The following is a 13,932-nucleotide window of genomic DNA, read 5'->3' on the forward strand; positions in this document are numbered from 1 at the left end:
TACGGGCCACCCAGCATGCTGGCACACCGAGCGTTCCCGACGGGTGACCGAACGTCACCACGGGCCCGCTGGGCTCCGGGTTTCCGCCCGATGCCCGGGGCCGGTCCCCCGAAAGGACCAACGGCGGCCCCCCGGGTGACCGGGGGACCGCCGTCGGGTGTCGTCGGACGTCTTCGCGTGGCGTCAGACGCGCTCGCGTGGCGCGCGCATGTCCGCGAGCGCCTTCGTCAGGCCGCGTTTGAGCACGCGGGCGAGCGGGCGCTCCAGATAGCGGTGCAGCAGCCAGGAGGCCACCATCATCAGCACGACGAGGGCGGGGACGAGGACGTAGCGCGAGATGTCGTTCTCGAACTCCTTGATGACCGTCCAGCCGATGCGCTCGTGCAGCAGGTAGAGCGGGTACGTCAGCGCGCCCGCCGTCGGCAGCCAGCGCCAGTTGATCCGGCTGGTCTTGCCGAGCGCCACGGCCGCGATCGCCGCGTAGAAGAGGGCGAGCAGCATCACCGTGGGCCACAGGGGGAGCTTGTGCCCCACGTACTTCTGGACGTTGTGGTGGGTGTTGAACGCGAAGTGCTGGCCGGCCAGGAAGGTCGCGGCGACGATGCCCCACAGCAGCATGTTGGGGCCGTAGCGGTACATCAGGTAGAACGCGATGCCGGCGATGAAGAACCAGCAGTCGTTCGGCATCAGCACGGCGTCCAGCGCGTCGACGTCGAGCCCCGCCGCGACGGCGGCGGCCATGGCCCAGACCACGCAGAAGCCGACGACGCGCCGGTAGGTCAGCCCCTTCCAGGCGATCAGCAGCGCGAAGAGCAGGTAGAAGCGGATCTCCACCCACAGCGTCCAGTAGACGCCGTCGGCGGGCGCGGCCTTCATCGGCTCGTGGAACATCGTGAGGTTGACCGCGACGTCGCTCAGCGACGGCCCGACGCCGTTCACGGGCCAGACGGAGACGGCGACCGTCGCGGCGAGCACGGCGAACCAGTAGGCGGGGTAGAGCCGGGTGACGCGCGAGACCGCGAAATCACCGATGTCTCTGCCCCAGGCGCTCATACAGATGACGAAGCCGCTGATGAGGAAGAAGAGCTGGACGCCCAGCCACCCGTAGGACGCGGGCACGTACGCCACCGGAAAGCGCTCGGTGGCCGGTTTGGACCAGGCGGCGCTGTTGAAGGCGATGTAGTGGTAGAGCACGACCATGAGGGCGGCGAGCAGACGCAGGCCATCCAGTGCGGCGAGTCTCCCCTTGGGTGCTATTCGCGGGGGTGGTGAGGCAGGACGTTCTTTCTGCCGCTGCTGCACCGTCACGGAGGACGTCAACGTCCCTCCTGAGTCCTGTGTCCGGATTTCGCTGGTTTTATCGCGGGCCTGGCCGGGAAGGCGTGACCGCCGGGGAAGCTACCACGCGGCCCCCTATCATGTGCAGATAGTAAGGAGAGGTCAAAGACCCGCCACCGGTTCCGCGGAAGCTGTCGCTCCGCCGCAGTAGGCGTCCGGGCTCGTACCCGTTATCGAGTCAGCACGTGCCGCCAGGGGCGATGCACACCCTCGGGCCCACTACCCTGGTGCCGTGAGCATTCGCCTGTACGACACCAGCGCCCGGCAGATCCGTGACTTCTCCCCGCTCGTTCCGGGCTGTGTCTCGATCTACCTCTGCGGTGCGACCGTACAGGCCGCTCCGCACATCGGGCACATTCGCTCGGGCCTGAATTTCGACATCATGCGCCGCTGGTTCGCCTACCGCGGCTACGACGTCACGTTCGTGCGCAACGTCACCGACATCGACGACAAGATCCTCGCGAAGGCCGCCGACCAGGGCCGCCCGTGGTGGTCGATCGGCTACGAGAACGAGCGCGCCTTCAACGACGGCTACACGGCCCTCGGCTGCCTGCCGCCCACCGTCGAGCCCCGCGCCACCGGCCACGTCACCGAGATGGTCGAGATGATGCGCGGCCTGATCGAGCGCGGCCACGCCTACGCGGCCGACGGCAACGTCTACTTCGACGTCCGCTCCTTCCCCGGCTACCTCCAGCTCTCCAACCAGGAGCTGGACAATCTGCTGCAGCCCTCCGGCGAGGGCGAGACCGGCAAGCGCGACCCGCGCGACTTCGCCATGTGGAAGGCCGCCAAGGAGGGCGAGCCCAGCTGGGAGACCCCCTGGGGCCGCGGCCGCCCGGGCTGGCACCTGGAGTGCTCGGCCATGGCGCACAAGTACCTGGGCGAGTCCTTCGACATCCACGGCGGCGGCCTGGACCTGATCTTCCCGCACCACGAGAACGAGATCGCCCAGGCCAAGGCCTTCGGCGACGACTTCGCCTCCTACTGGCTCCACAACGCGTGGGTCACCATGAGCGGCGAGAAGATGTCCAAGTCCCTGGGCAACTCCGTGCTCGTCTCGGAGATGGTCAAGCAGTGGCGCCCGATCGTGCTGCGCTACTACCTGGGCACCCCGCACTACCGCTCGATGATCGAGTACAGCGAGGAAGCGCTGCGCGAGGCCGAGGCGGCGTTCGCCCGCATCGAGGGCTTCACGCAGCGCGTCGTCGAGCTCGCCGGCCCCGTCGAGCCCGCCTCCGAGGTGCCGCTCGCGTTCGCCGAGGCCATGGACGACGACTTCGGTGTGCCGCAGGCGCTGGCGGTGGTCCACACCACCGTCCGGCAGGGCAACTCCGCCCTGACCGCCGACGACAAGGAGACCGCCGTCGCCCGGCTGGCCGAGGTCCGCGCCATGCTCGGCGTCCTGGGCCTGGACCCGCTCGACGAGCACTGGGCCGCCACCGGCCCCGGCCGCGGGGACGATCTCCACGGCGTGGTGGACTCCCTGGTCAGGATGGTCCTGGAGCAGCGCGAGGGCGCCCGGACGCGGAAGGACTACGCCACCGCCGACGCCATCCGCGACCAGCTCCAGCAGACCGGCCTCGCCATCGAGGACACCCCTTCCGGCCCCCGCTGGACCCTGTCCTGAGGGACACTTTTCGTACGTACGTAGTAGGTAGGCAGCCGCCGGACGGAGTCCGGCGCAGCTGTCCGAAGCCCGTGAGGCCCGCCAGGGCCGAGCGGTGCGAGGGCAGCGGAAGAAAGAGTCAGGTGACCCCCATGGCCGGCAACAGCCAGCGCAGGAACCGTCGCACGTCCAACAAGAAGGGCGCGACGGTCGGCAGCGGCGGCCAGCGGCGCCGGGGCCTGGAGGGCAAGGGCCCGACCCCGCCCGCGAGCATGCGCAAGGGCCACAAGAAGAACCGCGTGGCCAACGCCCAGGCCAAGCAGGCCGCCCGCCGCCCGGCCCCGCGCCGCGGCGGCCCCAAGGGCGCCAACGAGCTCGTCGTCGGCCGCAACTCGGTCGTCGAGGCGCTGCGCGAGGGCGTGCCCGCGAACACGCTCTACGTCCAGCAGTTCGTCGACAGCGACGAGCGCGTGCGCGAGGCCATCCAGCTCGCCACGGAGAAGGGCCTCAACCTCATGGAGGCCCCGCGTCCGGAGCTGGACCGCATGACCAACGGCCTGAACCACCAGGGCCTGGTCCTCTCGGTGCCCCCGTACGACTACGCCCACCCCGAGGACCTGACGGCGCACGCCGCCGACAACGCCGAGGACCCGCTGATCGTCGCCCTCGACGGCATCACCGACCCGCGCAACCTCGGCGCCGTCGTCCGCTCCGTCTCCGCCTTCGGCGGCCACGGCGTGGTCGTCCCCGAGCGCCGCGCGGCCGGTATGACCGCCAGCGCCTGGAAGACCTCCGCCGGCACCGCCGCCCGGACGCCCGTCGCCCGCGCCACCAACATGACGCGGACGCTCGAGGCGTACCAGAAGGAGGGCCTGATGGTCGTCGGCCTCGCGGCGGACGGCGACACCGAGCTCCACGAGCTGGACGCCCTGGAGGGCCCGGTCGTCATCGTCGTCGGCAGCGAGGGCAAGGGCCTCTCCCGCCTCGTCGGCGAGACCTGCGACTTCCGCGTGCGCATTCCGATGCCGGGCGGCGCCGAGTCGCTGAACGCCGGTGTCGCCGCGGGCGTCGTGCTCTACGAGGCGGCGCGCCGCCGCGCCTGACCCACTCGCGCCGGTACCGGCGGAACGCGCGGCGGCCGGGGAGTCCCCTCCCCGGCCGCCGCGCGTTCTGCTGAAGATATTGACGGGTCCTGGACACATCCAACCGGTCAAGACAGTGTCCTAACCTCCGGTCACTCGGTTAGATGAGTGTGGACACCAGAACACCCCGCACACCTACGGGGGGAAGCTCTTCCGGGTACGACGACCAGCCCGCGCTGAGTACGGTGAAGGTCCCGTCCGACCCCGCGCAGGTCATCGTCAACCATCTGAGCTTCCGGGTGCAGCTCGCCCGGCCCCCGCGCGCAGCCCGGCAGTTCGCCGGGGGAGTGGACGCGGCGCGGATGCCCGCCGCCAAGAGCGCCGGGGCCAAGCGCCGCGCCCCCGTGGTGTGGAGCGGGCGGACCGGGCCGGGAGACTCCGCCTCCACCCAGCTCCTCCAGGCCGTCCGCGACTCCGGCGGCCTCAGCGGCCTCACCGGCCCGCTGCCCACGGCCGGCGGCGGGGACGCGGGCGTCACCCAGGTGCTGCCGCGCGTCAGCGTCGAGGACGCCCCGGCCACGGTGATCGGCCCGCGCGGGCCCGCCGAGGAGCACGGCGGGCCGCCGACCCGCCTCCTCCACGGCATGCGCCCCGCCCACAGCGCCTACGACGAGGACGCCGGCCACCCCGACGATCTCGGCGACCTCGACGACTTCGCCGACGAGCAGGACGCCGACGAGGACGAGCTCCGGCGCGGCCGCCAGGGCGACTCCGTCCGCCACGCCTACTACCCCGGGCGCCGGATGAACCTCGGCGTCGTCCTCCTCCCCCTCCGCGTCTTCCTCGGCCTCATCTCCGTCTACGGCGGGATGACCAAGCTCTGCGACCCCGTCTACTTCGACGGCGGCAAGCGCGGCTCCCTGGTCGCCTGGCTCCACCAGCTCCACCCCTGGGCCGCCGCCGAGCCCCTGCGCGAGCTGGCCCTCGCCCACCCCGTCGGCGCCGGCCTGAGCGTCGCCTTCGCGCAGGTCGTCATCGGCGTCCTCACCATCTTCGGCCTCTGGCAGCGGCTCGCCGCCGCCGTCGGCGTGCTGCTCTCCGTGATCCTCCTCGTCACGGTCAGCTGGCGGTCCACCCCGGTCTACGGCGCGCCCGACATCATCTACCTGGCCGCCTGGAGCCCCCTGGTGATCGCCGGGGCGCCCTTCTACTCCGTCGACGGCCGGCTCGCCGGCGAGGCCTGGCGGCGGCTCGGGCCGCGCGCCGAGCTCTGGGCGCTGCGGCGGCGCGTGCTGCGCCGGGGCACGGTCATGGCGACGGTGCTCATCGGGATCTCCCTGCTCACCGGGTCGATGCTGGGCGGGGCCGTCCGCTCCTCCCGGGTCGCCGAGACGCCCGGAACCCCGCCCCCGCCGTCCAACAGCCTCCAGGGTTCGCCGCTGCCGCAGCGGCCCTCGTCGTCCTCGCCGCGCGGCTCGCACGGCCCGGCGGCCTCGGGCACGCCGAAGCCCAGCCCGTCCAACCGGAAGACGCCCACCCCCGGGGCCACGCCGTCCGCGCCGGCCGGCACGGTCCACACGCCCACGGCGTCGGCGGGCGGCGCGGGGCAGTCCAGCGGCAGCGCGGGCAGCGTCCGCCCGGCGCCGCAGTCCCCCCACCAGGCGCCGGCTCCGGCGGCCCCGCAGCACAGCTCGTCGGGCGCGACGACGGGGAGCTCCACGGGTGGCGGCTCCGGCGGTTCCACCAGCGGCTCGGGCGGCTCCTCCGGCGGAGGAGGGGCCCTCGGGGGGCTCCTCGGCTAGCCGCCGCCGGTACGCGGACAGTTCCCCGTGCCCCGTAAGGGGCGCGGGGAACTGCGCGCTCAGCCACGACGCGCGGTCGGTTCACCGCGGGCCGGTGGGGGCTTGTCGCGCAGTTCCCCGCGCCCCTTACGGGGCGTTGCCCCTACGGGGGGCTACCGCGCCAGTTCCTTGGCCGCCTCGGCCAAGTCCTTCGCCGTGTCGATCGCCCGCCAGTACGCCCCCTGCGGCAGCGGGAACCCGGCGAGGCGGCGCTCACGCGCCAAACGCGGGAACGTGGTGCGTTCGTGGTCGCCGCGCTCGGGCAGCAGGCCCGTGAAGGCGGGCGAGAAGACGTAGACGCCGGCGTTGATCAGATACGGCGAGGGCGGCGCCTCGACGAAGTCGAGGACGTGGCCGAACTCGTCGGTCTTCACCGCGCCCCAGGGAATGCGCGGCCGGGCCAGCGCGAGCGTCGCCGTGGCGTCCCGCTCATGGTGGAAGGCGGCCATCTCGCGCAGCGAGAACCGGGTCCAGATGTCACCGTTGGTGGCGTACCAGGGCTCGTCGGGGCGGGGCAGGGAGGCGGCCGCGTGCCGCAGGCCGCCGCCCCGGCCGAGGGGTTCGGGCTCGACGACCGTCGTGACCCGCAGCGGCAGTTCGGCCGTGGCGAGCCAGTCCTCCAGGACACGCGCCAAATGGCCGCACGAGACCACGGCGTCGGTGACGCCCTCGGCGGCCAGCCAGGCGAGTTGATGGCCGATGATCGGGACCCCCGTGCCGGGGATCTCGACCATCGGCTTGGGACGGTCGTCGGTGTACGGACGGAGCCGCGAGCCCTGGCCTCCGGCCAGGATCACGGCTTGCGTCGGGTACAGGCTGTACGGGCTGTGCTGCGTGCCGGTCATGCTCCGCACGATATGCGGTGCCGCATGCGGTGCCGCTCAGGGAGGTGCGGCCGGCGGTGGGGGCGGTCAGTGGCTCTGGACGCCGGCGGCGAAGGCCGTGTCGCAGACGGGGCGGGCGAAGGACTGGGCCTTGCGCTCACCGTACTTCTTGCGCGCGGCCTCACCCAGCGCCCGGGCGATCGCCATGCAGTGCTGGGCCAGCGTGGGGCGGCCGTTGGTCGCCTCCTGAAGGTGGGTGAGGGCGACGCCGGGGTTCTTCTCCTGGAGCTCCAGCAGCAGCTTGTCGCGCAGCACCTCGTGCGGCGCACGGGCCTTGGCGACGGTCGAGGCGTTGTCGGAGGACGCGGTGAGGACCTGCGACTCGGCGGTCGGCGCCGCCCAGGGAACGCGGGTCACCGCGAGAGTCCCCGAGAGCACGAGAACGACCGGGAGGACGAGAGCGAGGGTTCTGCCGATGCGGCGGGCGGCCTGGTTCATGCCGCAGATGGTAGCGAGGCGTAATGAAGCCGCTCCATTTAGTCACCCGGTCGGGGGATGTCGATGGTTATCAGAATGACGGTTGAGTTGACGTACGGAGCTCGAAATGCGAGGTGTGCCGGGGTATTTGCCGCCCGGGCGCACCCCGCGTCCGGGCCCTCGTGGACCCGAACGCGAGGCGCGCCTCCTTGGTTACGCTCAGTCGCCGATGCGCTCGCCGCTGGAGGTGGAGAACACGTGCAGTTCGCCGGAGCGCGGCACGACGTGGAGCACGGAGCCCTTCTCGGGCACGCGGCGGCCGTTGACGCGGACGACGATGTCCTTCCGCTCGCCGCCGACCTCGGCGGTGCCGTAGACGTAGCCGTCGGCGCCGAGCTCCTCGACGACGTTGACGGTCACGGCGACGCCGCCGGGCTCGTCGGTCCTGCCCTCGGGCCGCTCGACGATGTCGAAGTGCTCGGGCCGGACGCCCACGGTGACCGTGCGGTCGCCCTTGTCGGCGGCGGCCGTCAGCGCCTCGCGGGGCACGGGCACGACGTCGGAGCCGAACTTCACTCCGCCGTCGGTGATCGGCACCTCGACGAGGTTCATCGCGGGGGAGCCGATGAAGCCCGCCACGAAGAGGTTGGCCGGCCGGTCGTACATGTTGCGCGGGGAGTCGATCTGCTGGAGCAGGCCGTCCTTGAGCACCGCGACGCGGTCGCCCATGGTCATGGCCTCGACCTGGTCGTGGGTGACGTAGACGGTGGTGATGCCGAGGCGGCGCTGGAGGCTCGCGATCTGGGTGCGGGTCTGGACGCGCAGCTTGGCGTCGAGGTTGGACAGCGGCTCGTCCATGAGGAAGACCTGCGGCTCGCGGACGATGGCGCGGCCCATGGCCACGCGCTGGCGCTGGCCGCCGGAGAGGGCCTTGGGCTTGCGGCCCAGGTACTCGGTGAGGTCCAGGATGCGCGCGGCGTCCTCGACCTTCTGGCGGATCTCCGCCTTCGGCACGCCCGCGATCTTCAGGGCGAAGCCCATGTTGTCGGCCACGGTCATGTGCGGGTAGAGCGCGTAGTTCTGGAACACCATGGCGATGTCCCGGTCCTTGGGCGGCAGGTGGGTGACGTCCCGGTCGCCGATGCGGATCGCGCCGCCGTTGACGTCCTCGAGCCCCGCCAGCATCCGCAGGGAGGTGGACTTGCCGCAGCCGGAGGGGCCGACGAGGACCAGGAACTCCCCGTCCTCGATGGCGATGTCGAGCTGGTCGACGGCGGGCTTGTCGGCGCCCGGGTAGATCCGGGTGGCTTTGTCGTACGTGACCGTGGCCATGGTGATGTGATCCCTTCACCGGCAGGAACGTGCCGGACGATCCGAGTAGAGGGAGTGGTCCAGTCCAATCGGGCTGGGTTTCCCGTGACGCTACCGGGGCCGGGAGCCGTTGTCAGCAGGTGGCGGGCCACGAAGTCGTTGTGGGTAGACTGCGTCTCGCATGCCGCCTTAGCTCAGCTGGTAGAGCACCGCTCTTGTAAAGCGAAGGTCGTCGGTTCGAGTCCGACAGGCGGCTCGGTGAAGAAACGCGGAACCGCAGGCCCTCCTCGGAGGGCCTGCGGTTCTGTGCGTTGCGGACCGGCCGGGTTTTTCGTTCCGGTCGGTCAGCTCCGGTGGGTCACCCGGTCGTCGACGGGCCGGGCTCCGGCCGGCTCCTCCTGGGGCGAGTCCTGGTGGCCGGGCCACCAGGCCTTGTGGCCCAGCAGCGAGGTGACCGTGGGCACCAGGAGCGTCGCCATCACGAAGGCGGTGAGCAGGATGCCGAAGCCGACGGCGAAGCCCATCTGCTGGAGCATGGAGTTGTCGGCGAGGACCAGCACGCCGAAGGTGCCGGCGAGGATGATCGCGGCGGAGGCGACGGTCGGGGTGGACTGGGCCACGGCCGTGCGGATGGCCTCCTTGGGCGGGACGCCGTGGCGGACCTCCTCGCGCAGCCGGGCGATCATCAGGATGTTGTAGTCGGTGCCGAGCGCGACCACGAAGAGATAGACGATCACCGGCAGCATGAAGAGCAGGCCCGGCTCGCCCTTGAGGTCCTGGAAGAGCCAGACGGTGGAGCCCAGGGTCGCGCCGAAGCCGAGGGCCACGGCGATCATCATGTACCAGGGCGCGACCAGGCTGCGGAGCAGCAGACCGAGGATGATCATGATGGCCAGCCCGGCGGCGGGGAAGACGACCCGGTAGTCGTGGCCCACGGCGTCCTCGATGTCGGCGAGGACGGCGGAGGTGCCGCCGACGAGGGCCTCGGTGCCGGCGGGCGCGGCCGCGTGGGCCGTGTCGCGCAGTTCGCCGCCCGCGAGGTCGATGGCCTCGTCGGCGGAGGGCCTGTACTTGAGGACCACGCTGTACTGGGCGACGGTGCCGTCGCCGTTGACGACGGCGGGCGCGGCCGTGCCGACGCCGTCGACGGCGGCGAGCTTCCCGCGGAAGGTCTCCAGCGCCGCCCGGTCGAGGCGGGTGCCGTTGGTGGAGCTGAGGTAGATCATGGCCGGGTCGGACTGGCCGGCGGAGAAGCCCCGCTGGAGGTCCTTCATGGCCTGGACGGACTCCAGCTTCTGCGGCATCTGGCTGCTGGTGTCGAACTGGGGCTTCATGCTGAACGCGCCCACGGCGAGGATCGCGAGGACGGCGGCGGACAGCGCGGCGACCACGCCGGGACGGTGGGCGACCAGCCCGCCGACACCGTTCGCGAAGCGGTTCCGGGGCTCCTTGCGCCAGGCCTTCGACGGCCAGAACGCGGCGCGCCCGAGGAGCGAGAAGACGGCGGGGACGAGCGTGAGCGCCGCGACGAGGGTGACGCCCACGGAGATGGCCAGGGAGGGGCCCATCGCCCGCATCATGCCCAGCGTGGAGAGCAGCAGGGCGGTGAAGGCGACGATGACGGCCCCGGCGGCCGAGGCGATGGTCTCGCCGACCCGGGCCACGGCCTCGACGAGGGCCTCCTTGGGCTCCTGGCCCCGGCGCAGGTGCTCGCGGTAGCGGAAGAGCAGGAACAGGATGTAGTCGGTGCCGACGCCGAAGAGGACGACGATCAGGATCGTGGACATGGAGGAGTCGGCCTTCAGCCCGCCGATCGAGGCGGCGGTGCCGATCAGGCCCGTGGCGACGACCGAGACCACGGCGATGACGACGAGCGGCAGGATCGCGATCAGCGGGCTGCGGAAGATGACCAGCAGCAGCACGATGATCAGCAGGAACGTCGCCGACATGACCATGGCGTCGGTGTCGGTGGACGACTCCTTCGCGTCGAGCTGGGTGGCCGCCTGCCCGGTGATGCCCATCTTCAGATGGGTGCCGCTGAGCAGCGGTTTGGCGTCCTCGCGCAGCTTCTTGACCGAATCGGGCAGCTTCTCGTCGTTGAAGTTCTTGGTGGTGGCGTAGATGTTGGCGAGGGCCACCTCGCCGTTGGGGGAGACGGCCTTGGGGTCGGAGACCACCTTGCCTATCTTCTCGTGGTGCTTGCCGTCGAGCCCGGCGGCGACCTTGATGACGTCGCGCCTGTCGGTGTCGTCCAGCTTGCCGCCGTCGGCGCGCTGGAACACCGCGATCGCGGCGGGCTGTTCGGTCTGCGGGAAGGCCTTCTGCTGGAGGTTCCCCACCCGCACCGATTCGTAGTGCGAGGGCAGGAACTCGGTCTCGTCCGTGGTGGACTTCAGAGCCGGTGCGAACATGGCGAGGGCCACGGCCGCGATGACCCAGCCGGCGATCGTGAGCCAGGGTCGATGGACGGCGAACCGCCCGACTCGACGGAACATAACGCTCCTTCAACTACCTCTTAACAGCATGCGTGTACGGGCGCTCGTGTGTGCGGTATAGACGGGAAACACGCTAGGGACTGAAGTTCCCGCTCCACAACAAAATTCCGGGGAATCAGGGGGAAATCGGCCCTGGGGTGGGGAAGTTGAGGAAGCCTCTCAACCCTGAGGAGGAGAGCGGGTGGAGGCCCTCTCCCCCGTGGGGTAGAGGTCACTCGGCCGACCGTCTTCGTCCGGATTACGCTGCCCCCATGAGCGATGTCGATTTCTACGCCGCGCGCATGGAGCGCGCCGTCCTGGCCGCCGTCGAGGCCGGCCTGGCCGGTCTGATCATCTCCCCGGGCCCCGATCTCGGCTGGCTCTGCGGCTACCGCGTCCCGGCCGTCACCGAGCGCCTCACGGCCCTCCTGCTCGCTCCCGGCCGCAAGCCCCTCCTCGTGGTGCCGCAGCTGGAACGGCCCGACGCCCAGCACTCACCGGGCGCGGGCGCGCTGGAGATCACCGGCTGGGTCGACGGCGAGGACCCGTACGCCACCATCGCTGGGCACCTCGACCCGCGCGGCCGTTACGGCGTCTCCGACGCGACCTGGGCGCTGCACCTGCTGGCCCTCCAGCGAACGGCCCCGGAAGCGGGTTTCGGGGCGCTCACGGAGGTCCTCCCGATGCTCCGGGCGGTGAAGGACGCCCACGAGGTCGAGCTGCTCGCCGCCGCCGGGGCGGCCGCCGACGCCACGTACGAGACCATCGTGGACGTGCGCTTCGCCGGGCGCCGCGAGCGCGAGGTGGCCGCCGACCTCGCCCGGCTGCTCCGGGAACACGGCCACTCCCAGGTCGACTTCACGATCGTCGGATCGGGCCCCAACGGCGCCAACCCCCACCACGAGGCGGGCGACCGCGTCATCGAGGACGGCGACATGGTCGTCCTGGACTTCGGCGGCCTCAAGGACGGCTACGGGTCCGACACCACCCGCACGGTGCACGTGGGCGAGCCGACAGCGGAGGAGCGCACGGTCCACGACCTGGTGCGCGAGGCCCAGCAGGCCGCGTTCGAGGCGGTGCGCCCCGGCGTGGCCTGCCAGGACGTCGACCGCGTGGCCCGCCAGGTCATCCGCCGCGCCGGCTACGGCGAGTACTTCATCCACCGCACGGGACACGGCATCGGCGTCACGACGCACGAACCCCCGTACATGGTGGAGGGCGAACACCTGCCGCTGGTACCGGGGATGTGCTTCTCCATTGAACCCGGGATCTACCTGCCGGGACGGTTCGGGGTGCGGATCGAGGACATCGTGGTGTGCACGGACTCCGCCGGGCGGAGGCTGAACAACACGGCGCGCGAACTGCGCGTGGTGAGTTAGCCCGGCCGGGGGCGAGGACGCCGCGCGTCAGCGCGGAGCGGGGTTGCGAGGGGGCCGCAGGCCCCGCTCGGAAACGGTGAAGGGGCGGGGCCGGGGCTGGTTCGGCGCCCGGGCGCTCACCATCACGCTCGCCACCGCCGCCGCCAGCAGCATGATCCCCGCGCCCCAGCCGATCGCCACGCTGAACCCGTGCACCGCACCGGCCTTGACGGCCGACGACGCGCCCGCGTGCCCCGCCAGATACGCCGCGCTCGCCGACGTCGCGATCGTGTTCAGCAACGCCGTCCCGATCGAACCGCCCACCTGCTGCGCCGTGTTCACCGTCGCCGAGGCGACGCCCGAGTCGCGCGGCGCCACCCCGGACGTGGCGACGTTGACGACCGGCATGAAGATCAGGCCCATGCCGAGCCCGACGAGGATCATGGAGGGCAGGACGTGCGAGGCGTAGGCCGGCTCGGCGGTCAGGAACGTCAGCAGGAACAGCCCCGTCGCCGCGAGCAGGGCGCCCGGCGCCATCAGCAGCCGGGGCGGCAGCCGGGTCATCAGCCGCGCCGAGATCTGCGTCGAGGCGAGCACGATCGCGCCGGTCATCGGCAGGAACGCCAGGCCGGTCCGCAGCGGTGAGTACCCGAGCACGACCTGCAGGTAGTAGGTCATGAACAGGAACATCCCGAACATCCCCACGACCGCCAGCGCCATCGTGATCAGCGCGCCGCCCCGGTTGCGGTCGGCGATGACGCGCGGTGGCAGCAGCGGGCTGCGCGCCCGCGTCTGCCACCGGGCGAAGAACGCCAGCAGCACCACCCCGCCGCACAGCAGGCCGAGGACCAACGGGCTGGACCAGCCGTGCGGTTCGGCCTCGCTGCACGCGTAGACGACGGCCACGAGCCCGCCGCAGCCCAGCAGCACCCCGGGCAGGTCCAGGCTCGGCCGGTCGGCCGGCGGCGGCCGGTGGTCGCGCAGCAGCCAGACCGCGCCGAGCACCGCGATCAGGGCGATCGGCACGTTGACGTACAGGCACCAGCGCCAGTCCAGGTACTCGGTCAGCAGGCCACCGGTGATCAGCCCGATGGCCGCGCCGCCGCCCGCGATGGCGCCGTAGATCCCGAACGCCTTGCCGCGCTCGCGCAGATCCGTGAACGTCGTCGTCAGCAGCGACAGCGCCGAGGGCGCCAGCACCGCCGCGAAGACGCCCTGAAGGGCGCGGGCCGCGTAGAGCGTGCCCTGGCCGTGGGCGGCGCCGCCGAGCGCGGAGGCGGCCGCGAAACCGACGAGCCCCAGGGTGAAGGTGCGTTTGCGCCCGATGCGGTCGGCGATCCTGCCCCCGAGCAGCAGGAGCCCGCCGAAGGCGAGCGAGTAGGCGGTGATGACCCACTGGCGGTGGGCGTCGGTCATCCCGAGCTCGCGCTGGGCCGAGGGGAGGGCGATGTTCACGATGGTCGCGTCGAGCACGACCATCAGCTGCGCCAGTGCGATCACCACCAGCCCCCACCAGCGGCGGGGGTCGGCGTCGGTTTCAGGGGCCTCGGAATCGGCTATGGGAGGCTCGTTCGAGCTCATGGGTACCCGCTCTCGCGTGCTCTCGCGCCGTGCGCGACGT

Annotated in this window: 10 protein-coding genes and 1 tRNA gene; 5 read left to right on the forward strand and 6 right to left on the reverse strand. The window is 71.6% G+C overall.

Annotation, left to right across the window (positions count from 1 at the left end; translation table 11 throughout):
- Window positions 1-183: 183 nt before the first annotated feature.
- Entirely contained in the window at window positions 184-1,320 is a 1,137-nt protein-coding gene (locus ACX9I7_RS20300; RefSeq protein ID WP_387575543.1) for an acyltransferase family protein, read from the reverse strand.
- Between the two features lie 250 nt (window positions 1,321-1,570).
- Between ACX9I7_RS20300 and cysS the strand changes: the two genes are divergently transcribed.
- The 3 genes from cysS to ACX9I7_RS20315 all read left to right on the forward strand — a co-directional run bounded on the left by cysS (window position 1,571) and on the right by ACX9I7_RS20315 (window position 5,828).
- The gene (gene cysS, locus ACX9I7_RS20305; protein WP_358634329.1) at window positions 1,571-2,965 is read left to right on the forward strand and encodes a cysteine--tRNA ligase; all 1,395 of its coding nucleotides are present in this window, start codon (window positions 1,571-1,573) and stop codon (window positions 2,963-2,965) included.
- 131 nt (window positions 2,966-3,096) lie between these two features.
- On the forward strand, window positions 3,097-4,047 hold the full coding sequence (gene rlmB / locus ACX9I7_RS20310; protein ID WP_358634327.1) for a 23S rRNA (guanosine(2251)-2'-O)-methyltransferase RlmB: 951 nt from the start codon (window positions 3,097-3,099) through the stop codon (window positions 4,045-4,047).
- Between the two features lie 143 nt (window positions 4,048-4,190).
- Complete coding sequence (locus tag ACX9I7_RS20315) at window positions 4,191-5,828, forward strand: DoxX family protein (protein WP_459388101.1); 1,638 nt, start codon at window positions 4,191-4,193, stop codon at window positions 5,826-5,828.
- Between the two features lie 152 nt (window positions 5,829-5,980).
- Here ACX9I7_RS20315 and ACX9I7_RS20320 read toward each other — a convergent pair whose 3' ends face one another.
- The 3 genes from ACX9I7_RS20320 to ACX9I7_RS20330 form a co-directional block, all read right to left on the reverse strand.
- Window positions 5,981-6,712 (reverse strand): nucleotidyltransferase family protein, encoded by a 732-nt coding sequence (locus ACX9I7_RS20320; RefSeq protein WP_387575538.1) that lies wholly within the window; start codon window positions 6,710-6,712, stop codon window positions 5,981-5,983.
- A 66-nt stretch (window positions 6,713-6,778) separates the two neighbouring features.
- Window positions 6,779-7,189, reverse strand: coding sequence for a hypothetical protein (locus ACX9I7_RS20325; protein WP_189453356.1), 411 nt, complete (start codon window positions 7,187-7,189; stop codon window positions 6,779-6,781).
- Between the two features lie 198 nt (window positions 7,190-7,387).
- A complete protein-coding gene (locus ACX9I7_RS20330; RefSeq protein ID WP_387575536.1) occupies window positions 7,388-8,500 on the reverse strand; it encodes an ABC transporter ATP-binding protein in 1,113 nt (370 codons plus the stop codon).
- Window positions 8,501-8,662: 162 nt separating this feature from the next.
- Between ACX9I7_RS20330 and ACX9I7_RS20335 the strand changes: the two genes are divergently transcribed.
- Window positions 8,663-8,735, forward strand: a tRNA-Thr gene (locus ACX9I7_RS20335).
- An 88-nt stretch (window positions 8,736-8,823) separates the two neighbouring features.
- On the opposite strand, the gene ACX9I7_RS20340 is transcribed toward ACX9I7_RS20335, so the two are convergent.
- Window positions 8,824-10,974, reverse strand: coding sequence for an MMPL family transporter (locus ACX9I7_RS20340; RefSeq protein ID WP_459388102.1), 2,151 nt, complete (start codon window positions 10,972-10,974; stop codon window positions 8,824-8,826).
- A gap of 251 nt (window positions 10,975-11,225) precedes the next feature.
- Here ACX9I7_RS20340 and ACX9I7_RS20345 point away from each other — a divergent pair, with 251 nt between their 5' ends.
- Window positions 11,226-12,332 (forward strand): aminopeptidase P family protein, encoded by a 1,107-nt coding sequence (locus ACX9I7_RS20345; RefSeq protein ID WP_387575532.1) that lies wholly within the window; start codon window positions 11,226-11,228, stop codon window positions 12,330-12,332.
- Window positions 12,333-12,359: 27 nt separating this feature from the next.
- Here the strand turns inward: ACX9I7_RS20345 and ACX9I7_RS20350 are convergent, their stop codons facing one another.
- A complete protein-coding gene (locus ACX9I7_RS20350) occupies window positions 12,360-13,892 on the reverse strand; it encodes an MFS transporter (RefSeq protein WP_392757997.1) in 1,533 nt (510 codons plus the stop codon).
- Between the last annotated feature and the right edge of the window lie 40 nt (window positions 13,893-13,932).

The sequence above is a fragment of the Streptomyces sp. L500 genome, from assembly GCF_054551825.1.